Consider the following 26,203-nt stretch of genomic DNA (forward strand, 5'->3'; position numbering starts at 1 on the left):
CAAGCCGCCCCGCGCACGGTGGTGGCCCAGGCTCCCGCACCGAAGCAAGCCGCCGTTGCGCCGGCACCGGCCGCGGCCCCGCCGGCACCGGCCGCCGAGGCATCGCCGCCCGCGCCACTTCCGGAGGCCTCGCCGCCCGCCCCGATTCCGACCGCACTACCGCCGACCCCCGCTCCGGCCGCGCCGTACTATCCGCCGGGCGCATCTGCCCCGTACTACCCGGCCGATCCGGCGCCGTCGGGGCCGGTCCTCGGCGCCCCGCCGTTCATCGGGTTCGGTCCCGGACCGGGCAGTCGGCAGCCCGTTCGCGGATACGACCCGCGGTGGGACCCGCCGCAACAGTCGCCGTACGGACCTTACGGGCCGGGATCCTACGGGCCGGGACCTTCCGGCCCCGGCTACGGACCCGGTTACGGCCCCGGCCCCGGCCGCTTCTCCGGCAGGTCGCCGTGGCTGCCCTGGCCGATCGGATAGCCCCCAGTCGCCGAAGTCATCAGCCGGTTCACTCGAATCGCTGCGGCGGTCGATCTTGTTGATGTTCAGCGTGATTGGCTTTTGCCGGCCGCTGGTGTTCACCGGGGAATCCAGCGGCGGCGACCCGGCGGCGGCCGCTCCCTAGACTGCAACCGTGCGTCTCGTCTTCGCCGGCACCCCCGAACCAGCGCTGCCGGCGTTGCGGCGGCTGATCGCGTCCCCGCGCCATGACGTGATCGCGGTGCTGACGCGTCCGGACGCGGTGTCCGGCCGGCGCGGCAAGCCAACGCCGTCGCCGGTGGCCCGGCTGGCCGACGAACACGCGATCCCGGTGCTCAAGCCGGCCCGCCCGAACTCCGACGAATTCGTCGCCGCGCTAGCCGAATTGGCGCCCGACTGCTGCCCGGTGGTGGCTTACGGCGCACTGCTGGGTAAGCGCCTACTGGCCATACCCGAGCACGGCTGGGTGAACCTGCATTTCTCGCTGCTGCCCGCGTGGCGCGGCGCGGCGCCGGTGCAGGCGGCCATCGCCGCGGGCGACGAGGTCACCGGTGCGACCACCTTCCGCATCGAGCCGAGCCTGGACAGCGGACCCGTCTACGGCGTCGTCACCGAAACGATCCGGCCCGACGACACCGCGGGCGACCTGCTGCAGCGGCTGTCGAGCTCCGGTGCGGCACTGCTGGAGTCGACGCTCGACGGCATCGCCGACGACACGCTGGTGCCGGTGCCGCAGCCGCCGGACGGGGTCAGCGTCGCACCCAAGGTCACCGTCGAGGACGCCCGCATCCGCTGGGACCTGCCGGCGCCGGCCGTCGAGCGGCGCATCCGCGCGGTGACGCCCAATCCGGGCGCCTGGACGCTGATCGGCGACGCGCGAATCAAGATCGGCCCCGTCACGGTCGACGGTGACGGCGAGCCGCTGCCGGCCGGTCAGTTGCGGGTGGACCGCCGCGAGGTGCGGGTCGGCACCGGGTCGGCGCCGGTGTTGCTGGGCCAGGTCCAGCCGCCGGGTCGCAAGCCGATGCCCGCGGCCGATTGGGCCCGCGGCGCCCGCCTCGACTCGTCCGCACGCGCGTCATGACCAAACCGCCCGCCAAGAGCGCCGGCCGACCGCCGCGTCGACGACCGCTTGACCCGGCGCGCCGCGCGGCGTTCGACGTGCTGCGCGCGGTCGACGAACGTGATGCGTACGCGAACCTCGCGCTGCCGGCGCTGCTGCGTGAGCGCGCGATCACCGGCCGCGACGCCGCGTTCGCGACCGAACTGGCCTACGGCACCTGCCGCACCCGCGGACTGCTCGACGCGATCATCGGGCGGGCGGCCGACCGGCCGCCCGAGGACATCAACCCCGTGCTCCTCGACCTGCTCCGCCTCGGCGCGTACCAGCTGTTGCGCACCCGGGTCGGCGCGCACGCCGCGGTGTCGACGACCGTCGAGCAAGCGGGCATCGAATTCGATTCCGCCCGAGCCGGTTTCGTCAACGCCGTGCTGCGCGCCATCGCGTCCAAAGACGAAGACTCATGGGTCGCCGAATTGGCCCCCGACGCCGAAGCCGATCCCGTGGGCCACACCGCCTTCGTGCATTCACACCCGCGCTGGATCGCTCAGGCGTTCGCCGACGCGCTCGGTGCGCGGGCCGGGGAACTTGACGCGCTGCTGGCCAGCGACGACGAGCGCCCGCTGGTGCACTTGGCCGCCCGGCCCGGCACGCTGACCGCCGACCAGCTCGCCGACGCGGTGCACGGCACCGCCGGCCGGTTTTCGCCGCATGCCGTGTATCTGCCCGGCGGTGATCCCGGCCGGCTGAAGCCGGTTCGCGAAGGCGACGCGCTGGTGCAGGACGAAGGCAGCCAGCTGGTGGCCCGCGCGGTGGCGCTGGCCGACATCGACGGCCCGGACAACGGGCGCTGGTTGGATCTCTGCGCAGGCCCCGGCGGCAAGACCGCGCTGCTGGCGGCCCTGGTGCCGGTGGGCGGGTCGGTTACCGCGATCGAGCCCGCGCCGCACCGCGCCGATCTGGTGCAGCAGAACACCCGCGGGCTGCCCGTCGAGGTGCTGCGGGTCGACGGCCGCGACCCCGGGCTGGACCCGGGCTTCGACCGCGTGCTCGTCGACGCGCCGTGCACCGGGCTCGGGGCGCTGAGGCGGCGTCCCGAAGCGCGCTGGCGCCGTCGGCCCGGCGACGTGCCTGCGCTGGCCAAGCTGCAGCGCGAGCTGCTGGCCTCGGCCATCCGGTTGACCCGCCCCGGTGGGGTCGTGCTGTACGCGACGTGCTCGCCGCATCTGGCCGAAACCGTCGGAGTGGTCGCCGACGCGCTGCGCCGCCACCCGGTGCGCGCGCTGGACACCCGGCCGCTGTTCGACCCGGTGCCCGATCTCGGCGACGGCCCGCACGTGCAGCTGTGGCCGCACCGGCACGGCACCGAGGCGATGTTCGCGGCGGCGCTGCAGCGACGAACGCCCGGTTGACGGTGGCCGGGCTTGCGCGGGACGCCCACGCGCTAAGTACATTGAGGCCATGCCGCCTCCGCTGATCGCGCCGTCGATCCTGGCCGCCGACTTCGCCAGGCTGGCCGACGAGGCCGCCGCGGTCACCGGCGCCGACTGGCTGCACGTCGATGTGATGGACAACCACTTCGTGCCGAACCTGACCATCGGGCTGCCGGTCGTCGAGGCTCTGCTCACCCACACCGACATCCCGGTGGACTGCCACCTGATGATCGACAACCCCGACCGCTGGGCACCGCCCTACGCCGAGGCCGGTGCCTACAACGTCACGTTCCACGCCGAGGCCACGAAGAACCCCGTCGGCGTGGCGCGCGACATCCGCGCGGCCGGCGCGAAGGCCGGACTCTCCGTCAAACCCGGCACGCCGCTGGAGCCGTACCTGGAGATCCTGCGCGAGTTCGACACGCTGCTGATCATGTCGGTCGAGCCGGGCTTCGGCGGTCAGAATTTCATCCCCGAGGTACTGGTCAAGGTCGGCACCGCGCGCAGGCTCGTCGACGCCGGCGAGCTGACCGTGCTGGTCGAGATCGACGGCGGCATCAACCAGGACACCATCGAGGAGGCCGCCGAGGCCGGGGTGGATTGCTTCGTCGCCGGGTCGGCCGTCTACAGCGCCCAGGACCCGGCGGCCGCGGTGGAGGCGTTGCGGCACCAGGCCGCCGCGGCGTCAAGCCATCTGCGGTTGTGAACCACGACGCCGCGATGCGGCTGGCGATGGAGCAGGGCGAACGGGTCAAGGGAGGCACGTACCCGAATCCACCGGTCGGCGCGGTCATTCTCGATCGCGGCGCCGAGGTCGTCGGCGTCGGCGGCACCGAACCGGCCGGCGGCCCGCACGCCGAGGTGGTGGCGCTGCGCCGTGCCGGGGAGCTCGCTCGAGGCGGCACCGCGGTCGTGACGCTCGAACCGTGCAACCACTACGGGAAGACCCCGCCGTGCGTGAATGCACTGCTGGCGGCGGGGGTTTCGACGGTGGTGTACGCGGTGGCCGATCCGACCCCGGTCGCGGCCGGGGGAGCGACGCGGCTGGCCGACTCCGGCGTGCAGGTGATCGGCGGCGTGCAAGCCGACGACGTAGCGGCCGGCACGCTGCGCGAGTGGTTACACAAGCAGCGCACCGGCTTGCCGCACGTCACGTGGAAATACGCCGCCAGCATCGACGGTCGCAGCGCCGCCGCCGACGGCAGCAGCCAGTGGATCACCAGCGACGCGGCCCGCGCCGACGTGCATCGCCGCCGCGCCATGGCGGATGCGATCGTCGTCGGCACCGGCACGGTGTTGGCCGACGACCCAGCGCTGACCGCCCGGCTGCCGGACGGCACCCTCGCCGATCGCCAGCCGCTGCGCGTCGTGGTCGGTGAGCGGGAAATCTCAGCGGACGCAAGGGTTTTGAATGACGATTCGCGCACGATGATCATCCGTACCCACGACCCGCAAGAGGTGATCAAGTCGCTGGCGGAGCGCACCGACGTGCTGCTGGAGGGCGGACCGACGCTGGCGGGTGCCTTCCTGCGGGCCGGAGCGGTCGATCGGATCCTCGCCTACATTGCACCAATCATGTTGGGCGGCCCGATAACTGCGGTCGACGACGTCGGCGTGCCCACGATCGCGAAGGCGTGGCGGTGGCGCTTCGACGGCGTGGAGACGATCGGCGCCGACGTGCTGCTGAGCCTGGTGCCGGAGTAGCCGGGAATCGAGCGCGCAACAACGGCGTCGAGTGTGCAACAACGCCGTCGAGCGTTACCCCTGGGCGAGGAATCGCTCGTTCCCGAAGCGGGTTTGCCTACGACTTGCGCTGCGCAAACGCCTCGACCAGCTTGCCGCAGAACGCCGGCAGGTCGTCGGGCTTGCGGCTGGAGATCAGCGTGTTGCCGCGCCGCTCGTCGACCACCACTTCCTCGTCCACCCAGTTGCCGCCCGCGTTGCGGATATCGGTCTGCACGCTGGGCCACGACGTGATCGTGCGGCCGCGCACCGCGTCGGCCTCGACGATCGTCCACGGGCCGTGGCAGATCACCGCGACCGGCAGGCCCTCATCGAAGAAGCCCTTCACGAAGTCGACCGCCGGCTTGTGGGTGCGCAGCATGTCCGGGTTTGCGACGCCGCCGGGCAGCACCAAACCGGCGTATTCGGTTGCGCGGCAATTCTCGGCCGCCTTCGTCGCTTCGAAAGTGTCGGCCGCAGTGAGGTGGTTGAACGCCTGCACCTTGCCGACCTCGGTCGAGATGAGCTCGGGCGAGCCGCCGGCCTGCTCGACTGCCTTCCACGGCTCGGTCAGCTCAACCTGCTCGACACCCTCGGGCGCGACCAGGAACGCGATTCGCTTGCCGTCGAGTTGCGAAGTCATGAACACCTCCGTTCCGAATCGTTGACTCGTCACGGGTTACCCGCCGGGCGCCGAAGGCAACCTAGTTGCGCGCAGGCACAGCGTCGCTCCGCTAGCCCGAGCCCGGGCGGCCCGGCGGCCGACGCTGGATGCGGATGGTCTGATCGGGATCTCGCGCTGACATCGCCCGCGTCGGCGCGTCGATCATCCGGGTTGGCGCGTCGAACGCCTCTGTCGGCGCGTCGATCCGCTGCGTGGACGTGTCGTCCCCGTCGATCGCGACTTCGGGTTCGTCGGCGTGTTCGCGGCGACTGCCGATGAACAACCCGGCAATCGCGCCGAGCACGCAGACAATCGTCGTGATCTTGAAGATTTCGCCGTATTGCGCCGCGTAAGCGTCGCGGTACAGATGGGCTTGAGCGGCCACCCGCTCAATGAGGCTGGCATCCGACGGGATACTGGCCTGCTTGGTGGCCAGGATCTGATTGAACCGGTACAGGCCCCATGCGGAGAGCGCGGCGATGCCGACCAGCATGCCGATCATTCGGGCCACCACGACGGCCGCCGAGGCGATGCCGTGCTGAGCCGCGGGCACCACCCGCAGCGTCGCCGACGTGAGCGGTCCGATCACCAGCCCGAGGCCCAACCCGGCCACCGCCAGGTCGGTGTCCAACGCCGGCAGGGTGAAGACGCCGAGGTCGTGCCGCGCCGTGAGCAGGCCGGTCGTCCAGTGGGAGATCAGCCAGTAACCGCCGGATGCGATCAGCAGACCGATGCATGCGACCGTCCGGTCGCCGATCTTGGTGGCGATCCAGCCGCCGATCAGCGCGCCGATCGGCAACGCGATCAGAAAGCGCAGCAGTAGCGCAGCCGCTTCGTTCTGGTCCTTTGCCAGCACGCCCTGACCGAACAGCTCGACGTCGACCAGTGTGACCATCAGCGCCGCGCCCGCGGCCACCGATGCGCCCAGCGCGCACAGGAATGGCCGGACGTGCACGCCGGCAGGCTCGATCAGCCGGGTTCGGGCGAACCGCTCCCACAGCGCGAATGCGATGGCGGCGGCCAGCGCGCCGGCCAGCACCGGCAAACCCCAGCTCGGCAGCACGTGCTTGCCGTCCGGCGCGGGGTTGTACAGCCCGACCACCGCCAGACCCAGCGCGATGGCCAGCAGCACGCCACCGACCACGTCGACCCGCTCCGGCGGCCCGTCACCCTTCTGCCTGGACGGCAGGCTGAAGTGGATCAGCACCATCGCGATCGCGGTCAGCGGGACGTTGATCCAGAACACGTCGCGCCATGTGTGCAGCAGCCACACGATGAAGATGCCGTAGAGGGGGCCCAGCACGCTGCCCAGCTCCTGGGCCGCGCCGATGCCGCCCAGCACCGCGGCCCGGTTGTGCTGCGACCACAGGTCGGCCGCCAGCGCCAGCGTCACGGGCAGCAGCGCACCGCTCGCGGTGCCCTGGATGACGCGGCCGACCACCAGCATCGTCAGGTCGTTGGACAGCGCGGTGACGACGGAGCCGGCCGCGAAGACGGCCAGGCTGGCCTGCAGCAGCAGCTTGCGGCCGAACCGGTCGGACGCGCGGCCCAGCAGCGGCATCGCGGCGATGTAGCCGAGCAGATATCCGGTCACGATCGGCGTGACCTGCTGGATCTTGTTGATCGGGATGTGTACGTCGCGCATGATGTCGGTCATGATCGTGACCACGACGTAGGTGTCCAGGGCGCCCAGCAGGACGGCGAGCGCGCCCGCGCCGATCGCGATCTGGCGGCTGGTCCCCGATTTGACCGGGGCGACGCGGTGATTGCCCATCACACGATTGGTTTGGTCACGGTGACCGGCTTGTTCCAATCCGACAGCGTCAGGTCGATGCTGTTGCCCGGACTGATCTCCGCCGACGCCTTCACCAGTTCGTGGTTGCCGTCCTCGCGGATCCACGCCGTGCCGGGCACCGGGTTGGTCACGTTCGGCACGATCGCGCTGATCGCATCGGCGCTGATGGTGCCCTTGACCCGCACCGTCTGCACGCCGTTGACGGTTTCGCGACCGTCGGCCTTCGGATCGCTGAAGTTGGCCAGCAGATTGGCCAGGCCCCGGTCCGGATCGAGGATTACCGACGGGTCGTAGATCTCGGCCGCCGGCCCGAAATCGGACCACTTGTTCGGCGTCAGCGCGGCGTAGAGCTTCGTGTCGACGACGACGAAGTCGGCATCGATGGTCTGGCCGAGCACGCTGAGGTTCGCCTTGCCCTTCGCGGCCACCGCGGGGGTGTTGGTCAGGTCGCCGGACAAGGTGTGCACGGGCAATGTGGGCAGATTGCCGTTGACCTTGATCTCCAGGTGCACGCTGGTGAGATTGCGGGTGGTCGCACTCGACTCCTTGAGCAGCGTCGCGGCGTCCGGCAGCGGCGCGCTTGACTGCTTGTTCGAGGAGCACCCGGCGAGCGGGACGGTGAAGACGGTGCAGAGGGCGATGGTGGCGAGGACGACGGCGAAGAGTCGGCGGCGCGTCTGCATGGGTTGCATCGTAGAGGTTCGATCTGACGAATCGCCGCCGCACCGATGACGCGCACATGACGCGACGCGCAGGCGCAACCGAGGTTTAACGTTGTGAAATGTTCACGGGCATCGTTGAAGAGGTCGGCCGCGTGATGGAGAAGACGCAGTTGCCCGACGCGGTGCGGCTGCGAATCAGCGGCCCACTGGTAACCAGTGATGCCTCGCCCGGCGACTCGATCGCGGTCAACGGCGTGTGCCTGACAGTGGTCGATGTGCTGCCGGTCGGCCAGTTCACCACCGACGTCATGGCCGAGACGTTAAACCGCTCCACGCTGCGCGACATCGACCGGCGGCCCGAGGTGAACCTGGAGCGGGCGGTCACGCCCGGCAGCCGGCTCGGTGGCCACATCGTGCAGGGCCACGTCGACGGGACCGGAGAAGTGATTTCGCGCACTCCGTCGCAGCACTGGGAAGTGGTGCGGATCGCGCTGTCGGCCGATCTCGCGCGATACGTCGCCGAAAAAGGCTCGATCGCCGTCGACGGAGTCTCCCTGACGGTGTCGGGTCTGGGCCGCGACGATGCCGGCCACGACTGGTTCGAGGTGTCGTTGATCCCGACCACCTTGTCCGATACGACGCTTTCGCGCGTCCCGGTGGGCGGCGCGGTGAACCTCGAGGTCGACGTAATCGCCAAATACGTTGAGCGGCTGGTGCGCGCGGGCAACCCGCCTGGCACCGGTTTCACGCCAAGGTCTACCTAGCACCGCGCCGGTGCCGGTTCACCGCAGCATCCCGCACCTGCCGAAAATGGAACACGGCCCACACACGCCGCGCGTGTGTGGGCCGTGCCGAAAAGCCCGTCCGCGAACGAATCAGAACGGAGCCCGTGTTGGCGTGCCGTTGACCTGCCACCAAACGGGTAATTGGACTCCGGGGACGTGTATGAGGGGCGGGCCGGTCGGGCTCGCCGGAACCACAATGGGCCCGGGGTTGTTCACGAAACCGAGTCTGCCTGGTCCGGGGTTATAGATCTGGCTCGGCGTTAGGCTTGCGTTGGCCGCTGCCTGTGGTGCAGTTGCGCCTGAAGGTGAGCTGGTGGCTGATGGTGAGCTGTTGTCGTGGGGGCTGGGTCCGGGATGAGGCGGCCTCGCTCCCGCCGTGCCCGCGCCGACGGTCATCGCCAGCGTGGCCGCCGCCGCGGCCATCCCGGCCAGACCCACTACCTTCGTCATGTTTGCGCGCCGCGCAGTCCGTACCTCATGTCGTGTCACTGATCTCATCCTCCTAGATTTGCTGTGTGGAGGTATTTCCCTCCCCTTTCCGGGGCCCAAACGTAGTTGCCAGCCCGGAACCTTGTACCCAATTTTGGTGAATTCAACATTGCTAGACGGTGACAAGTAGTAGCGGAGGCAACGACCTGGCGGCGGTCTCGGGCCTGTTGTGCGAGGACAGGGTGAGCCAACGGCGCTGCCGTTGAAGTTGACTGGGGCCCCGAGCCGACTTGTCGGAGTGTGGTGAACGGACGGCCAGCCCCATCGACCTGCGCCGCCGACAACTTTGCTGATCGGTGACATCAGACACGGCGCACTCTTGGTTGACCATCGTGGCGTCGGTTCGCTTGCCGCGTTGCCAGTGTTCCACACGTGGGCGTACACCGCTTGCTGAGCGATATCCGCGAAATATGTCGAACGGCTGATCGGTTCGCATCAGTAGCCGGTTTGTGCGCACGCCTGACGGCCTGGTTCATACTCGATGTACAGGGCAGCGACGTACTGCCGTCGAAGGAGTGACCGCCGATGACGAGGTTGGACAGCGTCGAGCGCGCGGTCGCCGACATCGCGGCGGGCAGGCCGGTGGTCGTCATCGATGACGAGGACCGCGAAAACGAGGGTGACCTGATCTTCGCCGCCGAGATGGCCACACCCGAACTGGTGGCCTTCATGGTGCGCTACACCTCCGGTTATCTGTGTGTGCCGCTGGACGGCGCGATTTGCGACCGGCTCGGCCTATTGCCGATGTACGCGGTCAACCAGGACAAGCACGGCACCGCTTACACCGTCACTGTGGACGCCAAAAACGGTGTCGGAACCGGGATTTCGGCCTCCGATCGGGCTACCACGATGCGGCTGCTTGCCGACGCGAACAGTGTCGCCGACGACTTCACCCGGCCCGGGCACGTGGTGCCGCTGCGCGCCAAGGACGGCGGCGTGCTGCGCCGGCCCGGACACACCGAAGCCGCCGTCGACCTGGCGCGGCTGGCCGGGCTGCGGCCGGCGGGCGCGATCTGCGAGATCGTCAGCCAGAAGGACGAAGGGGAGATGGCCCGCACCGAGGAGCTGCGGGTGTTCGCCGACGAGCACAAGCTCGCGCTGATCGCGATCGCCGACCTGATCGAGTACCGCCGCAAGCACGAGAAACACGTGCAGCGCATCGCCGAGGCCCGCATCCCCACCCGGCACGGCGAGTTCCTGGCGGTCGGATACACCAGCATCTACGACGACGTCGAGCACGTGGCGCTGGTGCGCGGCGACATCGCGGGACCGCCCGGCAATGGCGACGACGTGCTGGTACGCGTGCACTCCGAGTGCCTCACCGGTGACGTGTTCGGGTCGCGCCGGTGCGACTGCGGGCCGCAGCTGGACGCCGCGTTGGCAATGGTTGCCCGCGAGGGCCGGGGCGTGGTGCTGTACATGCGCGGCCACGAGGGCCGCGGCATCGGGCTGATGCACAAGCTGCAGGCCTATCAGCTACAGGACGCCGGCGACGACACCGTGGACGCCAACCTGAAGCTCGGGCTGCCGGCCGACGCGCGCGATTACGGCCTGGGCGCGCAGATCCTCTACGACCTTGGGGTGCGCTCGATGCGGCTGCTGACCAACAATCCGGCCAAGCGGGTCGGGCTCGACGGGTACGGGCTGCACATCATCGAACGCGTGCCGCTGCCGGTGCGGGCCAACTCCGAGAACATCCGCTATCTGATCACCAAGCGCGATCGGATGGGCCACGACCTGACCGGCCTCGACGACTTCGACGAGGCCCACCTGCCCGGTGAATTCGGCGGTGCCCTTTGAACAGCGAGGGCGAAGCCCGACCATGAGCGGAGGCGCCGGCGTACCGGACATGCCGGTGCTCGACGCGTCCGGGTTGCGGCTGGCCATCGTCGCGAGCACCTGGCACACCAAGATCTGTGATGCGTTGCTGGACAACGCACGCCGGGTAGCGGCCGACTACGGCATTCACGACCCGACCGTGGTGAGAGTGTTGGGTGCGATCGAGATCCCAGTTGTCGCACAGGAATTGGCACGCGATCACGATGCCGTCGTCGCCCTCGGTGTTGTGATCCGCGGCCAGACACCGCATTTCGACTATGTCTGCGATGCCGTCACCCAGGGCTTGACCCGGGTGTCGCTGGATGAAGCCACACCGGTCGCCAACGGCGTGCTGACCACGAACAACGAGGAGCAGGCGCTGGACCGCGCCGGGTTGCCGTCGTCGGCGGAGGACAAGGGCGCCCAGGCCACCGCGGCCGCGCTGTCCACCGCGGTGACGCTGCGCGAACTGCGGTCATGACCACCACGGATTCGGACTGGGACCTGCAGGTGCGGCCGCACGTGACGCCGTATTTCGCCTACGCCGCCGCGTTCATCGTCGCCGCGGGCCTGATTTCGGTCGGATTCCTGCTCAAAATCCGGTCCACCGGCGTGTATTTCCAGACCTCCGACCAGATTGCGATGGGTGGGCTGGGTATCGTGCTGGCCGGCGTGATCTTGCTGTTCGCGCGGCCGCGGTTGCGGGTCGGAAAGGCCGGCGTGTCGGTGCGAAACCTTCTCGGGGACAGGCTGATCCGGTGGCCGCAGGTCGTCGACGTGTCGTTTCCGCGCGGAGCCCGCTGGGCGCGGGTGGAGCTGCCGGACGACGAATACGTCCCGGTGATGGCGATCCAGGCGGTCGACAAGGAGCGCGCGGTGCAGGCGATGGACGCGACACGTGCTCTGGTGCAGCGGTACCGGACGTCAGCCGACGGTCAGTGACATCACCAGTTCGCGGTGGTAGACCTGCTGTTCGGCGGTGAACCCGAAGCTTTCGTAGACGCTTCGCGCTGCCGCGTTGTCGGCGGCCACCCGCAGATGCACCGTGCGGGCGGACAGGTCGCGGGCCCAGTCCAGCGAGGCGGCCACCAGCTCGTGAGCCAGTCCGTGGCCGCGGACCGCCGGATTGAGCCACAGCGAATACAAGTAGACGTTTTGGTCGTCTTCCCGGTGCGCGGCGATGATGCCGACGGGACGCCCGCAGAGCCAGGCGGCGAACGGGGCGTGGTCGCTGATGCGGTATCGCCACTCGGTTTCGGTCAACCGCGCCTCACGCCGGTATTGGTCGTCGTCGACGCCGAACGCGTCCGATAGCGCCTGTAGCCGCAGGTCGGCGAACAACGCCCAGTCGTCCTCGGTCAGCCGGGCGACGCGTTTGTTCATGTCGGGTCGCCCATCACGACGCCTTCGCGGCGCGGGTCGGCGCCACCCATCCAGCCGGGGTTGCTGCGCGAAATCGCCGACAACCCGCTGGACTGGTCGGCGAGATCGACCTGGTGTCCCAGCGCCCGCAGCCCGCGCACCAACGGGTCGTGCTCGCCGTAGTCGGACACGTCGATGATCGGATGTTCCCCGCCGACATTGGTTGTCGGTGAGTTGGTGGCCCCGAAGTCGACCATGCTCACCGCCTGCTGCGGGTTCAAGCCCCAATCCATCATGCCGACAAGGGTTTTCACCACGAATTGGATGATCACCGCGCCGCCCGGTGAGCCGAGCACCGCGTAGAGCGGGCCGCGTCCCGAGTTGGACTGGTCGAATACCAGCGTAGGAGACATGGTGCTGCGCGGCCGCTTCCCTGGCTGCACCCGATTGGCTACCGGTGCGCCGTCCGCGCCGACCGGTTCGGCGGCGAAGTCGGTCAGCTGGTTGTTCAACATGAACCCGTCCACCATGTGGAACGAGCCGAACGCCGATTCGACGGTGGTGGTCAGCGCGGCGGCGTTGCCCTGCGCGTCGACGATGCTGATCTGGCTGGTGCCGTGTTCGGGGGTTGGCGGCGCCGGCGTGGGCGGCGCGCCGAATTCTCCGGGCTTGGCGGTGCCCATGGCGTGCTGTGTGGAGATCATGGCGGCGCGGCCGGTCAGGTAATCGCTGTTCAGAAGCGTCTTCGGGGTGCCTGCGGGCAGCGGCACGAAGTCGGTGTCGGCGACGTACTTGTCTCGGTCGGCGTACGCCAGCCGCTCGGCCTCCGACACCAGGTGCACGCCCATCACGGCGGGGCGGCCGCCGTTCAGGTCGACGTCGGTGGGCTTGTAGTCGCCCATCGGGAAGTGCTCGAGGATGCCCAGCGCGGCGGCCACCGCGATGCCGCCCGACGACGGCGGCGGCATGCCGCAGATCTCGCGGCCCCGGTACGGCGTGCAGATTGGTTCACGCTTCTTCGCCGCGTAGCCGGACAGGTCCTCGAGCGTGATCAGGCTCGGTGTGCGGCCGGCGGAAGTGTCGGTCGCCTCGGCGACGATATCGCGTGCGATGTCGCCGGTGTAGAGGGCGTTGGCGCCGTCGGATGCGATGGCGCCCAGGGTCTTTGAGTACGCCGGGTTGGTCAGTCGGGTGCCGGCTGTCTTCGGGCTGCCGTCCGGGTTGAGGAAATACCCGGCCGCGCCTGCGTCGACGCGCAGCCGCGGCGCCGCGTCGGCGATCGCAGCCGCCAGCCGCGGGCTGATATCGAACCCGCCGTCGGCCAGCGCGACGGCGGGTTTGAACAGATCGCGCCACGCCGTGTTGCCGTGTTCGTCGTGCGCGTCCTGCAGCGCACGCACGATGCCCGGCACCCCGATCGACCGTCCGGATGCCCGGGCGTCGGGTTTCGGCTCAGTGCGGTCGGCGTCCGAGATCCAGCGCAGGTAGTTCTCCGTGGCCGCCGACGGTGCGACCTCCCGTCCGTCGTAGGCCTGCACCGAGCCCGACCGGGCGTCGTAGTACAGCAGGAACCCGCCGCCGCCGACACCGGAGGACTGCGGCTCCACCAGCCCGAGCACCGCCTGCGCGGCGACCAGCGCGTCGGCCGCGGTTCCGCCGTTGCGCAGCACCGCGCAGGCCGCCTGGCTGGCCAATGGATTGGCGGTGGCCGCCGCGTAATGACCGGTCCGCACGACGGTCATGTCCTTGCGGTACCCGGTGGCCACCTCAGGATTGGTGGAGATATTGCGGGAGGGGGTGACAGACGCGGTGGCAGGCGACGCCGACGTCTTGGGCGCCGAGGTTCCGTTCGGGACGATCTCGCAGGGCCCCACCGATTTTGGGGTGCTGACCTCGGTGCCGCCGCATCCGGCAGCAATCAGCACCACACCGGCCAGCAAGGCGGGGACTCTGGTCCGCACTCATCCGAAGGTAGTTCATCGGAGCCCCGCAACACCGGCAGTAACCTGAATGGGTGCCCGATCCAGCGACGTACCGGCCCGCGCCCGGATCAATCCCGGTCGAGCCGGGCGTCTACCGGTTCCGGGATCCGCACGGACGGGTCATCTACGTCGGCAAAGCCAAGAGCCTTCGCAGCAGGCTGACGTCTTACTTCGCCGACGTGGCCAGCCTGCCGCCGCGGACCCGCCAAATGGTGACCACTGCGGGCAGCGTCGAGTGGACGGTCGTCAACACCGAGGTCGAGGCGCTGCAGCTGGAATACAACTGGATCAAGGAGTTCGATCCCCGGTTCAACATCCGCTACCGCGACGACAAGTCGTATCCGGTGCTTGCGGTCACGCTCAACGAGGAGTTCCCGCGACTGATGGTGTACCGCGGGGCACGACGCAAGGGCGTCCGGTATTTCGGCCCGTATTCACATGCCTGGGCGATCCGCGAAACGCTGGATCTGCTTACCCGCGTGTTCCCGGCCCGCACCTGCTCGGCCGGAGTGTTCAAGCGGCACAAGCAGATCGACCGGCCATGCCTGCTCGGCTACATCGACAAGTGCTCGGCTCCGTGCATCGGTCGGGTCAGCGCGGAAGAACACCGGCAGATCGTGCTGGACTTCTGCGACTTCTTGGCCGGCAAGACCGACCGACTCGTGCGTGACATGGAACGGCAAATGAACGAGGCGGCCGAGCAGTGGGACTTCGAGAGGGCGGCTCGCCTGCGCGACAACATCTCCGCGATGAAGCGCGCCATGGAGAAGCAGGCGGTGGTGTTCGGTGACGGCACGGACGCAGATGTCGTTGCCTTCTCCGACGATGAGCTTGAGGCCGCGGTACAGGTGTTCCATGTCCGGGGCGGGCGAGTGCGCGGCCAGCGCGGCTGGATTGTCGAAAAGTCCAGCGGGCCGGAGGATTCCGGGCAAGAGCAGCTGGTCGAGCAGTTCTTGACGCAGTTCTATGGTGAACAGGCCGAACTTGACGGTGCGGCCGACGAGTCGCTGAATCCGGTGCCGCGCCAGATTCTCGTTCCGGTATTACCGCCCAACACCGACGAATTGGCGACCTGGCTGTCGGGGTTGCGCGGGTCGCGGGTCACGCTGCGGGTGCCGCACCGCGGCGACAAGCGCGCGCTGGCCGAAACCGTCCACCGCAACGCCCAAGAGGCGCTGGCTCAGCACAAGCTGAAGCGGGCAGGCGACTTCAACGCGAGATCGGAAGCGCTGCAGAGCATTCAGGATGCCTTGGGCCTCGCAGAGGCGCCGCTTCGGATCGAATGCGTGGACGTCAGCCATGTGCAGGGCACCGACGTGGTGGCCTCCCTGGTGGTGTTCGAGGACGGCCTGCCGCGCAAGACGGACTACCGGCACTATGCGATCCGCCAGGCCGCGGGCGCAGGCCGGTCCGACGACGTCGCTTCCATCGCCGAGGTCACCCGGCGCCGGTTCGTGCGCCATCTGCATGACATTCGCCACGCGAGTGAGCCCGCCGCACAAGCCGATGTCGCCGGTCCGACGGCTGGCGAGGCCAATGTCCCCGGCCCGACGGCTGGCGAGGCCAATGTCGCCGGCCCTGCGGCTCCGGAGGCCAATGTCGCCGGCCCGGCGGCTCCGGAGGCCAATGTCGCCGGCCCTGCGGCTCCGGAAACCAAATCGCGCCGGTTCGCGTATCCGCCGAACCTGTTCGTTGTCGATGGCGGCGCGCCTCAGGTCAACGCGGCGCAGGCGGTGCTGGATGAACTCGGGATCACCGATGTCGCGGTGATCGGTCTGGCCAAGCGGCTGGAAGAGGTGTGGGTTCCGTCCGAACCGGATCCGATCATCTTCCCGCGCAACAGCGAGGGACTGTATCTGTTGCAACGGGTTCGCGACGAGGCGCACCGGTTCGCGATCGCCTACCACCGCAGCAAGCGCTCCAAGCGGATGACCGTGTCGGCCCTGGACTCGGTGCGTGGGCTGGGGGAGAGCCGGCGCAAGGCGTTGGTGGCGCACTTCGGCTCGGTGGCGCGGTTGAAGAACGCGACGATCGAGGAAATCACCGAGGTGCCCGGGATCGGGTTGGCGACGGCCCGCGCGGTGCTGGCGGCGCTCGGCGTCACACCCAATTCGCAGGCGATCGGGGCCGCAATGGGCGATGATCAGACCAGGGCATCGGGATGACTGATCAGGGTACCGGCGAGGAGCTGCGGGACAGCCCAACGGACGACACTGCTGAGGCTGGTTCCGGTATCGACGTTGTCCTGGTGACGGGTCTGTCCGGCGCGGGCCGCGGAACGGCCGCGAAGGTGCTCGAAGACCTGGGCTGGTATGTCGCCGACAACCTGCCGCCGGAGCTGATCGCGCAAATGGTCGACCTCGGGCTGGCCGCCGGATCGCGCATCACTCAGTTGGCCGTCGTCCTCGACGTCCGCTCTCGCGGGTTCACCGGCGACCTCGACTGGGTACGCAAGGAACTGGGCAACCGCGGCATCACGCCGCGGGTGTTGTTTCTGGAGGCATCCGACGACATTTTGGTGCGCCGCTACGAACAGGTGCGCCGCAGCCATCCGCTGCAGGGTGATCAGACGCTGGCCGAGGGCATCGCCGCCGAACGCCAGATGCTGGCGCCGCTGCGCGCGGGGGCCGATTTGATCATCGACACGTCGACGCTGTCGATTCGCGCCTTGCGCGAAAGCATCGAGCGCGCATTCGGCGCGGAGGCGGTCGCGTACACCGGCGTCACGGTGGAGTCGTTCGGGTTCAAGTACGGCCTGCCGATGGACGCGGACATGGTGATGGATGTGCGATTCCTGCCGAATCCGCATTGGGTGGACGAGTTGCGCCGGCACACCGGTCAGCATCCCGCGGTGCGCGACTACGTATTGGGACAGCCTGGCGCCGAAGAGTTTCTGGACACCTACCATCGATTGTTATCCCTGGTCGTCGAGGGCTACCGCCGGGAGGGAAAGAGGTACATGACCGTCGCAATCGGCTGCACCGGGGGCAAGCACCGCAGCGTGACGATGGCCGAAGCGCTGGCCGAGCGACTGCAACCGAACGACGAACTTTCTGTGCGGGTGCTGCACCGGGATCTGGGCCGCGAATGACCGCCCGCATCGTTGCGCTGGGCGGCGGCCACGGCTTGTACGCCACACTCTCCGCGGCCCGCAGAATCACACCCCACGTCACCGCGGTGGTCACCGTGGCCGACGATGGCGGATCATCGGGGCGGCTGCGCGGCGAGCTCGACGTGGTGCCGCCGGGTGATCTGCGAATGGCCTTGGCCGCGTTGGCATCCGACAGTCGATACGGTCGACTGTGGGCGACCATCATTCAACACCGGTTCGGCGGCCATGGTGCGCTGGCCGGTCATCCGATCGGCAACCTGATCCTGGCGGGCCTGAACGAGGTGCTGGCCGATCCGGTGGCCGCCCTCGATGAGCTGGGCCGGATCCTGGGGGTCAAGGGCAGGGTCCTGCCAATGTGCCCGATTGCGTTGGACATCGAGGCCGATGTGGCCGGTCTGGAGTCGGATCCACGGATGAGCCGGGTGATCCGCGGTCAGGTGGCGATCGCGACGACCATCGGCAAGGTCCGACGGGTGCGGCTGATACCCGGCGACCCGCCCGCCACCCGGCAGTCCGTTGATGCAATCCTGAACGCGGATCTTGTTGTGCTTGGCCCCGGTTCGTGGTTCACCAGCGTGATCCCGCACGTGCTGGTGCCCGCTCTGGCGCAGGCGCTGCAGGCGACGACCGCGCGGCGCGCGCTGGTGCTGAATCTCACCCCCCAGCCGGGGGAGACGACGGGCTTCTCGGCGGAACGCCATCTGCACGTGTTGTCCCAACATGCGCCAGGCTTCCGGGTGCATGAGATCGTCGTCGACGCCGGGCGAGTACCCGGTGAACGCGAGCGTGAGCAACTACGCCGCACGGCCACGCTGCTGAACGCCGATGTACGGTTTGCTGATGTGGCCCGGCCCGGTACGTCTCTACACGACCCGGCAAAGCTCGCCGCGGTGCTGGAGAGTGTGCGGGCACGGCCATCGGCGGCCCCGCCTGCGCAGACGGTGCCCACCCCGGTGGCGGGCCCGTCGAATGGACCGAGTCTGAGCGGACCGAGGGGTGACGACCAGTGGCGATGACGGCCGAGGTCAAGGACGAGCTGAGCAGGTTGGCCGTGAATTCGGTCAGCGCTCGACGCGCCGAGGTCGCCGCGTTGCTGCGCTTCGCCGGCGGACTGCACATCGTGGCCGGCCGGGTCATCGTCGAGGCCGAGGTCGAGTTGGGCATTATCGCCCGCCGGCTGCGCAAGGAGATCTTCGAGCTGTACGGCTACAACGCGGTGGTACATGTGTTGTCCGCCAGCGGTATTCGCAAGCACACCCGCTACGTCGTGCGGGTGGCCAACGACGGCGAGGGGCTCGCCCGGCAGACTGGTTTGCTGGATCTGCGGGGGCGGCCGGTGCGCGGCCTGCCGGCCCAGGTGGTCGGCGGCAGCGTGGCCGACGCGGAGGCGGCGTGGCGCGGGGCGTTCCTGGCGCACGGGTCGTTGACGGAGCCGGGGCGGTCCTCGGCGTTGGAGGTCAGCTGTCCGGGGCCCGAAGCGGCGCTGGCGCTCGTCGGCGCGGCGCGGCGGATGGGAGTCAGCGCGAAGGCGCGGGAGGTGCGGGGCAGCGATCGGGTTGTGGTGCGCGACGGCGACGCGATCGGGGCGCTGCTGACCCGGATGGGTGCCCAGGACACCCGGCTGACGTGGGAAGAGCGCCGGATGCGCCGCGAGGTGCGCGCCACCGCGAACCGGCTGGCCAATTTCGACGATGCCAATCTGCGGCGGTCGGCGCGGGCGGCGGTGGCGGCCGCGGCGCGGGTGGAGCGGGCGCTGCAGATTCTCGGTGACACCGTGCCGGACCACCTCGCAGCGGCGGGCAAGCTGCGCGTCGAGCATCGGCAGGCGTCGTTGGAGGAACTGGGCCGGCTGGCCGACCCGCCGATGACCAAAGATGCTGTCGCAGGCCGCATCCGGCGACTGCTGTCGATGGCCGACCGGAAGGCCAAGCAGGAGGGCATCCCCGACACCGAGTCGGCCGTGACCCCCGATCTGCTCGACGACGCGTAGCCGTCGGACAGCTGCGCGACACCGATCCGGCAAATCGCCGAATCTGCTCAGATAGCCGCCACCCACCACTGTGCTGGCCCGGGATCGGCACCACTAGGCTGGTCTGGAGACATGATCAGCGACTCAGGAGACCCAGGTGGCGATTCGGGTAGGCGTTAACGGCTTCGGCCGGATTGGACGCAATTTCTTCAGGGCACTTGAAGCGCAGAAGGCGCAGGGCAGCAGCACCGACATCGAGGTCGTGGCGGTCAACGACATCACCGACAACGCCACGCTGGCGCACCTGCTCAGGTTCGACTCGATCCTCGGGCCGCTGAAAGAGGACGTCAGCCTGGAAGGCGACGACACCATCGTCGTCGGTAATCAGAAGATCAAGTCCCTCGAGGTCCGCGAGGGCCCGGCGGCGATGCCGTGGGGCGATCTCGGCGTCGACGTGGTCGTCGAATCCACCGGCATCTTCACCAAGGGCGAAAAGGCCAGGGGCCACCTGCAAGCCGGCGCCAAGAAGGTGATCATTTCCGCGCCGGCCACCGACGAGGACATCACGATCGTGTTGGGCGTCAACGACGACAAGTACGACGGCAGCCAGAACATCATCTCGAACGCGTCGTGCACCACCAACTGCCTTGCCCCGCTGGCCAAGGTTCTCAACGACGAATTCGGCATCGTCCGCGGGCTGATGACCACGATCCACGCCTACACCCAGGATCAGAACCTGCAGGACGGCCCACACAAGGATCTGCGGCGCGCCCGAGCCGCGGCGATCAACATCGTGCCGACCTCGACGGGCGCGGCCAAGGCCATCGGCCTGGTGCTGCCGGAGTTGAAGGGCAAGCTCGACGGCTTCGCGATGCGGGTGCCGGTGCCCACCGGCTCGGTGACCGATCTGACCGCCGAGCTGTCCGCGTCTCCCAGCGTCGACGAAATCAACGCGGCGTACAAGGCCGCCGCCGAGGGCAACCTCAAGGGCATCCTGAAGTATTACGACGCACCGATCGTGTCGACCGACATCGTCACCGACCCGGCTTCGTCCATCTTCGATTCCGGCCTGACCAAGGTGATCGACAGCCAGGCCAAGGTGGTGTCCTGGTACGACAACGAGTGGGGCTACTCCAACCGCCTCGTCGACCTCGTCGCCTTGGTCGGCAAGTCGCTTTAGTCAGCGAAGAATGGCTGACCTCTCCATCCCAACGCTCGATGACCTACTGGCGCAAGGGGTTTCGGGCCGCGGCGCGCTGGTGCGCTCGGACCTGAACGTTCCGCTGGATGACAACCGCAACATCACCGACCCAGGGCGCATCGTCGCGTCGGTGCCGACGTTGAAAACGTTGGCCGACGCCGGTGCGAAGGTGGTCGTCACCGCCCACCTCGGCCGCCCCAAAGGCGGTGCGGATCCGAAGTTTTCGCTCGCGCCCGTCGCGGCTGCGCTCGGCGAGCATCTGGGCCGCGATGTGCAACTGGCCGCCGACGTCGTCGGGCCGGATGCGAAAGCACGCGCCGGGCACCTGACCGACGGCGACATCCTGCTGCTGGAGAACATCCGTTTCGACCCGCGCGAAACCAGCAAGGACGACAACGAACGCCTCGCGCTGGCCAAACAACTGGCCGGACTAGTCGGTGATCACGGAGCTTTCGTCTCCGACGGATTCGGCGTGGTGCACCGCAAGCAGGCCTCGGTCTACGATGTTGCGACGCTGCTGCCGCACTACGCGGGCATGTTGGTGGCCAACGAGGTCGCGGTGCTTGAGCAGCTGACCAGCTCCACCGAACGGCCCTATGCGGTGGTGCTCGGCGGCTCGAAGGTTTCGGACAAGCTCGCAGTGATCGAGTCACTGGCCGCCAAGGCCGACAGCCTGGTCATCGGCGGCGGCATGTGCTTCACATTCCTTGCCGCATGCGGCCTTTCGGTTGGCAAATCGCTGCTGCAGCCCGAGATGATCGACACGTGCAAGGAATTGATGGATCGTCACGCCGACGTCGTCCATCTGCCCGTCGACATCGTCGTCGCCGACCGGTTTGCCGCGGACTCGCCGTCGCAAACGGTTGCCGCCGACCGGATTCCGGACGAGAAGATGGGCCTGGACATCGGCCCCGAGTCGGTGAAGCGGTTCACCGCGCTGCTGTCGAACGCCAAGACGATCTTCTGGAACGGCCCGATGGGGGTGTTCGAGTTCCCTGCCTTCGCCGCGGGCACCAAGGGCGTTGCCGAGGCGATCATCGCGGCGACCGGTAAGGGCGCCTTCAGCGTGGTCGGCGGGGGGGACTCCGCGGCCGCGGTGCGCCAGCTCGGTCTGCGTGAGGACGGCTTCTCACACATTTCCACCGGCGGCGGCGCCTCGCTGGAATACCTTGAGGGCAAGACGCTGCCGGGCCTGGAAGTGCTCAAGTAGCGCTGTGCCGTCGAACGAAGGGTCGAGATGAGCCGTAAGCCGCTGATCGCGGGCAACTGGAAGATGAATCTCAACCATTTCGAGGCGATCGCGCTTGTCCAGAAGATCGCGTTCTCGCTGCCCGACAAGTACTTCGACAAGGTGGACGTCTCGGTGATGCCGCCGTTCACCGACCTGCGCAGCGTGCAGACCCTGGTCGACGGCGACAAACTGCGCCTCACCTACGGGGCGCAAGACCTGTCGCAGCACGACGCGGGGGCCTACACCGGCGACATCAGCGGCGCGTTCCTGGCCAAGCTCGGCTGCACCTACGTCGTCGTCGGCCACTCGGAGCGGCGGACCTACCACAGCGAGGACGACGAGCTGGTCGCGGCCAAGGCCGCCGCCGCGTTCCGGCACGCCATCACACCGATCGTCTGCATCGGTGAGCACCTTGACGTGCGCGAGGCCGGTGAACACATCAGCCATTGTGTGAATCAGCTGCGCAAATCCCTGGCCGGACTCTCGGCCGAGCAGGTCGGCAACGTCGTCATCGCCTACGAGCCGGTGTGGGCCATCGGCACCGGCCGGGTGGCCAGCGCGGCCGACGCGCAGGAGGTCTGTCAGGCCATCCGCAAGGAACTCGGCTCGTTGTCGTCGCCGGCCGCCGCGGAATCCGTGCGGGTGCTCTACGGCGGCTCGGTCAACGCCAAGAACATCGGCGACATCATCGCGCAGGACGACGTCGACGGGGCGCTGGTCGGGGGCGCTTCGCTGGACGGTGAGCAGTTCGCCACCATGTCGGCCATCGCCGCTGGTGGGCCGCTGCCGTAGTTGCCAGTCGGACAAGGTAGGGTGGCAGCCGTGCAACTGGCCCTGCAGATCTTCCTGGTAGTCACCAGCGTGCTGGTGGTGCTGCTGGTGCTCCTGCACCGCGCCAAGGGCGGCGGGCTGTCGACCCTGTTCGGCGGCGGTGTGCAGTCGGCGTTGGCCGGGTCCACCGTGGTCGAGAAGAACCTCGACCGGGTGACCCTGTTCGTCACCGCGCTGTGGGTGATCGCGATCATCGGCGTCGAACTGCAGATCAAGTACCGCTGACGCCGCCCCGAAACATGACCGCGACGCTGCCTCCTGCGTTGCGCAGGACGCTGGAGCTGCTGGCCGATCCCCCGGCTGAACCAGATGTCAGCAAGGGCTATCTCGACCTGCTGGCGACCCGGCCGGTTGAGGACGTCCCCAAGAACACCGGCGCGATCCAGGCGGTATGGACCTCGCCGATAGGGTCGATGCTCTACGACGGTGTTCAAGCCGTCTCGCGCAGGCTCTTTGCCGCCTGGCAAAACCCCCCGGAGTGGTTGAACATCCCGCGTGGCGGCATTGCTCTCGATGTCGGATGCGGTCCGGGCAGCGTCACCGCGTCACTGGCGCGCGCCGTCGGCCCCGCAGGCTTGGTGTTGGGTCTTGACATTTCCGAGCCGATGCTGGCCCGCGCGGTCCGCGCCGAATCGGGACCTCAGATCGGCTTTCTGCGGGCCGACGCGCAACGGCTTCCGTTGCGCGACGAGACCGTCGACGCGGTGGTTTCGATCGCCGTCCTGCAGCTGATACCGGACCCGGTGGCGGCGCTGGCCGAGATGGCGCGGGTGCTGCGACCGGGCGCAAGACTGGCCGTGATGGTGCCCACCGTCGGCCCTGCTGCCCAGCTGTGGCGGATGGTGCCGAACCTCGGGGCGCACATGTTCGGCGAAGACGAACTCGGCGACGTCCTCGAAGACCACGGCTTCGCCAGCGTGCGGACCAGCAATTTCGGCCCTGTGCAGTGGGTGCGCGGCAAGCGCGGATGAGACTGCGGCGGTAGTCACGGGCGTCGGCTCGCCATGCGCCACGCGGTGCCCGCGCCGATACTTGGGTAATGGCCGAGGTCGGTGATTCCGACGCCGCCGCGCTGGAACCGATCGGCGCGGTACGGCGCACACAGGTGGGCCGCGAGGCCACCGAGCCGATGCGCCAGGACATCCGGCTGCTCGGCTCGATTCTGGGCGACACCGTGCGCGAGCAGAACGGCGAGGAGGTTTTCCGCCTCGTCGAGCGGGCCCGCGTCGAGTCGTTTCGGGTGCGGCGTTCCGAGATCGACCGCGCGCAGATGGCGCAGATGTTCGACGGCATCGACGTTCACGAGGCGATCCCGGTCATCCGGGCCTTCACGCATTTCGCGTTGCTCGCCAACGTCGCCGAGGACATCCACCGCGAACGTCGGCGTGCGATCCATGTGCGGGCCGGCGAGCCACCGCAAGACAGCAGCCTGGCCGCCACTTACCTTAAACTCGATGCGGCCCAGATCGATTCGGCGACGGTGTCCGACGCATTGACGGGCGCCCTGGTGTCGCCGGTGATCACCGCGCACCCCACCGAGACGCGGCGCCGGACGGTGTTCGACACCCAGCACCGGATCACCGAGCTGATGCGGCTGCGGCTGCACGGGCACACCCAGACCCCCGACGGCCGCGACATCGAACATGAGTTGCGCCGCCATGTCCTGACCTTGTGGCAAACCGCGCTGATTCGCTTGCAGCGACTCAAGATCCAAGACGAGATCGAAACCGGTCTGCGGTACTACCGGTCCGCGTTCTTCGAAGTGATCCCCCAGCTGAACGCCGAGGTACGGGCGGCGGTGCGGGGCCGCTGGCCGGACACGAACGTGCTGGCCGAGCCGATGCTGCGGCCGGGCTCGTGGATCGGCGGTGATCGCGACGGCAATCCGAATGTCACTGCCGACGTGGTCCGGCTGGCCACCGCCGGCGCGTCGTTTACCGCGCTCACGCATTACTTCGCGGAGCTGACCGCGCTCGAGGAGGAACTGTCGATGTCGGCGCGCCTGGTCACGGTCAGCGACGATCTGGCCGCGCTGGCCGACGCCTGCCAGGAGCCGACCCGATTCGACGAACCCTACCGGCGCGCCCTGCGCGTCGTGCACGGCCGGCTGACCGCGACCGCGCGGGAAGTCCTTGACCGCCAGCCCGAGCACGAACTGGACCTTGGCCTCGAGGCGTATCCGTCGCCGTCCGAGCTGCTCGCCGATCTCGACGTCGTCGACGCGTCGCTGCGCGCCAACGGCAGCGCGCTGCTGGCCGACGACCGGCTGGCCCGGCTGCGAGAAGCCGTGCGCACCTTCGGCTTCCATCTCTGTGGCCTGGACATGCGGCAGAACTCCGAGGTGCACGAGGAAGTCGTGGCGGAGCTGCTGGCATGGGCGGGTGTGCATCCCGACTACAAGTCGCTGCCCGAGCCGGAGCGGGTGGAGTTGCTCGTCGACGAGCTCAGTACCCGCCGCCCGCTGATCCGCAACGGTGCCGAGGTGTCGGCATTGGCCCGCAAGGAGCTCGACATCGGCTTCGCGGCCAAGCGGGCCGTCGACGTGTTCGGCCCGCTGGCCGTGCCGAACTACATCATCTCGATGTGCCAGTCGGTGTCGGACATGTTGGAGGCCGCAATCCTGCTGAAGGAGGTCGGCCTGCTGGACGCCTCCGGTGTCGAGCACGCTTCCAATGCCGAACGGGACGCCTCCGGTGTCGAACACGTTTCCGGTGCCGGGCCGTACGCCCCGGTCGGAATCGTTCCGCTGTTCGAGACGATCGACGACCTGCAACGCGGCTCGTCGATTCTCGAAGCGGCGCTGGAAATTCCGCTCTACCGCGCCCTGGTGACCGCCCGCGGCGACAGCCAGGAGGTGATGCTGGGCTACTCGGACTCCAACAAGGACGGCGGCTACCTCGCGGCGAACTGGGCGCTGTACCGTGCCGAACTGGACCTGGTGGAATCCGCCCGCAAGACCGGAATCCGATTGCGGCTCTTCCATGGTCGCGGCGGCACGGTGGGCCGCGGCGGCGGGCCGAGCTACGACGCGATCCTGGCTCAGCCGCCCGGAGCGGTGTGCGGCTCGCTGCGGCTGACCGAGCAGGGTGAGGTGATCGCCGCCAAGTACGCCGAACCCCGGATCGCCCACCGCAATCTGGAGACGCTGGTCGCGGCGACCCTCGAGGCGACGCTGCTCGACGTCGAGGGCCTGGGCGAGTCGGCCGGCCCCGCCTATCAGGTGCTCGACGACCTGGCGGCCCGGGCGCAGCGCGCCTACGCCGAATTAGTCCACCAGACACCGGGTTTCGTCGAGTACTTCAAGGCGTCCACCCCGGTCAACGAGATCGGCGCGCTGAACATCGGTAGTCGCCCGACCTCACGCAAGCCCACCACCTCGATAGCCGACCTGCGCGCCATCCCGTGGGTGTTGGCGTGGAGCCAGTGCCGCGTGATGCTGCCGGGCTGGTACGGCACCGGAACCGCGTTCGCCGAATGGATCGCCGAGGGTGACGGCCGGCTGGAGGTGCTGCGGCAGCTGTACCGGCGATGGCCGTTCTTCCGGACGGTGTTGTCGAACATGGCCCAGGTGCTGGCGAAGTCCGACATGGGCCTGGCCGCGCGCTATTCGCAG

Annotated in this window: 23 protein-coding genes and 1 pseudogene; 19 read left to right on the plus strand and 5 right to left on the minus strand. The window is 68.7% G+C overall.

The features are described 5' to 3' along the window. From VE759_RS12260 to ribD, 5 genes and pseudogenes are all read left to right on the plus strand, one after another. A pseudogene (locus VE759_RS12260) lies at positions 1-474 on the plus strand (hypothetical protein); the annotation flags it as partial. 154 nt (positions 475-628) lie between these two features. Continuing rightward, complete coding sequence (gene fmt, locus VE759_RS12265) at positions 629-1,558, plus strand: methionyl-tRNA formyltransferase (protein ID WP_324932391.1); 930 nt, start codon at positions 629-631, stop codon at positions 1,556-1,558. After that, positions 1,555-2,946 (plus strand): RsmB/NOP family class I SAM-dependent RNA methyltransferase, encoded by a 1,392-nt coding sequence (locus tag VE759_RS12270; protein ID WP_324932394.1) that lies wholly within the window; start codon positions 1,555-1,557, stop codon positions 2,944-2,946. Before fmt ends, VE759_RS12270 begins: the two co-directional genes overlap by 4 nt. Positions 2,947-2,995: 49 nt before the next feature. Beyond that, a complete protein-coding gene (gene rpe, locus VE759_RS12275; RefSeq protein WP_324932397.1) occupies positions 2,996-3,673 on the plus strand; it encodes a ribulose-phosphate 3-epimerase in 678 nt (225 codons plus the stop codon). Then, entirely contained in the window at positions 3,670-4,671 is a 1,002-nt protein-coding gene (gene ribD, locus VE759_RS12280) for a bifunctional diaminohydroxyphosphoribosylaminopyrimidine deaminase/5-amino-6-(5-phosphoribosylamino)uracil reductase RibD (protein ID WP_324932399.1), read from the plus strand. Before rpe ends, ribD begins: the two co-directional genes overlap by 4 nt. A 97-nt stretch (positions 4,672-4,768) precedes the next feature. Here the strand turns inward: ribD and VE759_RS12285 are convergent, their stop codons facing one another. The 3 genes from VE759_RS12285 to VE759_RS12295 form a co-directional block, all read right to left on the minus strand. Beyond that, positions 4,769-5,332 carry a type 1 glutamine amidotransferase domain-containing protein gene (locus VE759_RS12285; RefSeq protein WP_324932402.1) on the minus strand — a complete coding sequence of 188 codons (564 nt, stop codon included), beginning with the start codon at positions 5,330-5,332 and terminating at the stop codon, positions 4,769-4,771. A gap of 91 nt (positions 5,333-5,423) precedes the next feature. After that, positions 5,424-7,127, minus strand: a complete 1,704-nt coding sequence (locus VE759_RS12290; RefSeq protein WP_324932405.1) for an MFS transporter — start codon at positions 7,125-7,127, stop codon at positions 5,424-5,426. After that, positions 7,127-7,831, minus strand: coding sequence for an LppX_LprAFG lipoprotein (locus tag VE759_RS12295; protein WP_324932409.1), 705 nt, complete (start codon positions 7,829-7,831; stop codon positions 7,127-7,129). The genes VE759_RS12290 and VE759_RS12295 overlap by 1 nt, the downstream gene beginning before the upstream one ends. Positions 7,832-7,929: 98 nt before the next feature. On the opposite strand from VE759_RS12295, the gene VE759_RS12300 reads away from it, so the two are divergent. From VE759_RS12300 to VE759_RS12315, 4 genes are all read left to right on the plus strand, one after another. Beyond that, a complete protein-coding gene (locus tag VE759_RS12300) occupies positions 7,930-8,574 on the plus strand; it encodes a riboflavin synthase (protein ID WP_324932411.1) in 645 nt (214 codons plus the stop codon). 1,035 nt (positions 8,575-9,609) lie between these two features. Next, positions 9,610-10,884 (plus strand): bifunctional 3,4-dihydroxy-2-butanone-4-phosphate synthase/GTP cyclohydrolase II, encoded by a 1,275-nt coding sequence (locus VE759_RS12305; protein WP_324932414.1) that lies wholly within the window; start codon positions 9,610-9,612, stop codon positions 10,882-10,884. A gap of 22 nt (positions 10,885-10,906) precedes the next feature. After that, positions 10,907-11,383, plus strand: coding sequence for a 6,7-dimethyl-8-ribityllumazine synthase (gene ribH, locus VE759_RS12310; protein ID WP_324932417.1), 477 nt, complete (start codon positions 10,907-10,909; stop codon positions 11,381-11,383). Next, complete coding sequence (locus VE759_RS12315) at positions 11,380-11,844, plus strand: PH domain-containing protein (protein WP_324932420.1); 465 nt, start codon at positions 11,380-11,382, stop codon at positions 11,842-11,844. Before ribH ends, VE759_RS12315 begins: the two co-directional genes overlap by 4 nt. Here VE759_RS12315 and VE759_RS12320 read toward each other — a convergent pair. Together VE759_RS12320 and VE759_RS12325 are read right to left on the minus strand one after the other, a co-directional pair. Next, positions 11,827-12,285, minus strand: coding sequence for a GNAT family N-acetyltransferase (locus VE759_RS12320; RefSeq protein WP_324932423.1), 459 nt, complete (start codon positions 12,283-12,285; stop codon positions 11,827-11,829). The two genes, VE759_RS12315 and VE759_RS12320, sit on opposite strands and share 18 nt — an antisense overlap. After that, positions 12,282-14,225: a gamma-glutamyltransferase family protein gene (locus VE759_RS12325; RefSeq protein WP_324932426.1), complete on the minus strand. Its 1,944-nt coding sequence runs from the start codon at positions 14,223-14,225 to the stop codon at positions 12,282-12,284. Before VE759_RS12325 ends, VE759_RS12320 begins: the two co-directional genes overlap by 4 nt. A gap of 53 nt (positions 14,226-14,278) precedes the next feature. Here VE759_RS12325 and uvrC point away from each other — a divergent pair, with 53 nt between their 5' ends. The 10 genes from uvrC to ppc all read left to right on the plus strand — a co-directional run. Next, positions 14,279-16,411 (plus strand): excinuclease ABC subunit UvrC, encoded by a 2,133-nt coding sequence (uvrC, locus tag VE759_RS12330; protein ID WP_324932429.1) that lies wholly within the window; start codon positions 14,279-14,281, stop codon positions 16,409-16,411. After that, positions 16,408-17,337 (plus strand): RNase adapter RapZ, encoded by a 930-nt coding sequence (rapZ, locus tag VE759_RS12335; RefSeq protein ID WP_324932432.1) that lies wholly within the window; start codon positions 16,408-16,410, stop codon positions 17,335-17,337. The genes uvrC and rapZ overlap by 4 nt, the downstream gene beginning before the upstream one ends. Beyond that, the gene (locus VE759_RS12340) at positions 17,334-18,374 is read left to right on the plus strand and encodes a uridine diphosphate-N-acetylglucosamine-binding protein YvcK (protein ID WP_324932435.1); all 1,041 of its coding nucleotides are present in this window, start codon (positions 17,334-17,336) and stop codon (positions 18,372-18,374) included. Before rapZ ends, VE759_RS12340 begins: the two co-directional genes overlap by 4 nt. Next, the gene (whiA, locus tag VE759_RS12345) at positions 18,371-19,348 is read left to right on the plus strand and encodes a DNA-binding protein WhiA (RefSeq protein ID WP_324932457.1); all 978 of its coding nucleotides are present in this window, start codon (positions 18,371-18,373) and stop codon (positions 19,346-19,348) included. The genes VE759_RS12340 and whiA overlap by 4 nt, the downstream gene beginning before the upstream one ends. Before the next feature lie 136 nt (positions 19,349-19,484). Continuing rightward, entirely contained in the window at positions 19,485-20,507 is a 1,023-nt protein-coding gene (gene gap, locus VE759_RS12350) for a type I glyceraldehyde-3-phosphate dehydrogenase (RefSeq protein WP_324932439.1), read from the plus strand. 10 nt (positions 20,508-20,517) lie between these two features. Beyond that, positions 20,518-21,738: a phosphoglycerate kinase gene (locus VE759_RS12355; protein ID WP_324932443.1), complete on the plus strand. Its 1,221-nt coding sequence runs from the start codon at positions 20,518-20,520 to the stop codon at positions 21,736-21,738. Between the two features lie 27 nt (positions 21,739-21,765). After that, complete coding sequence (gene tpiA / locus VE759_RS12360) at positions 21,766-22,551, plus strand: triose-phosphate isomerase (RefSeq protein ID WP_324932446.1); 786 nt, start codon at positions 21,766-21,768, stop codon at positions 22,549-22,551. Positions 22,552-22,581: 30 nt separating this feature from the next. After that, positions 22,582-22,815: a preprotein translocase subunit SecG gene (secG, locus tag VE759_RS12365; protein ID WP_324932449.1), complete on the plus strand. Its 234-nt coding sequence runs from the start codon at positions 22,582-22,584 to the stop codon at positions 22,813-22,815. A gap of 14 nt (positions 22,816-22,829) precedes the next feature. Further along, positions 22,830-23,561 (plus strand): methyltransferase domain-containing protein, encoded by a 732-nt coding sequence (locus tag VE759_RS12370; protein WP_324932452.1) that lies wholly within the window; start codon positions 22,830-22,832, stop codon positions 23,559-23,561. Positions 23,562-23,629: 68 nt separating this feature from the next. After that, positions 23,630-26,203 (plus strand): phosphoenolpyruvate carboxylase (gene ppc, locus VE759_RS12375; RefSeq protein WP_324932455.1); only part of this gene is annotated, 2,574 nt, incomplete at its 3' end.

This window comes from Mycobacterium sp., assembly GCF_035640695.1.
Lineage (GTDB): Bacteria > Actinomycetota > Actinomycetes > Mycobacteriales > Mycobacteriaceae > Mycobacterium.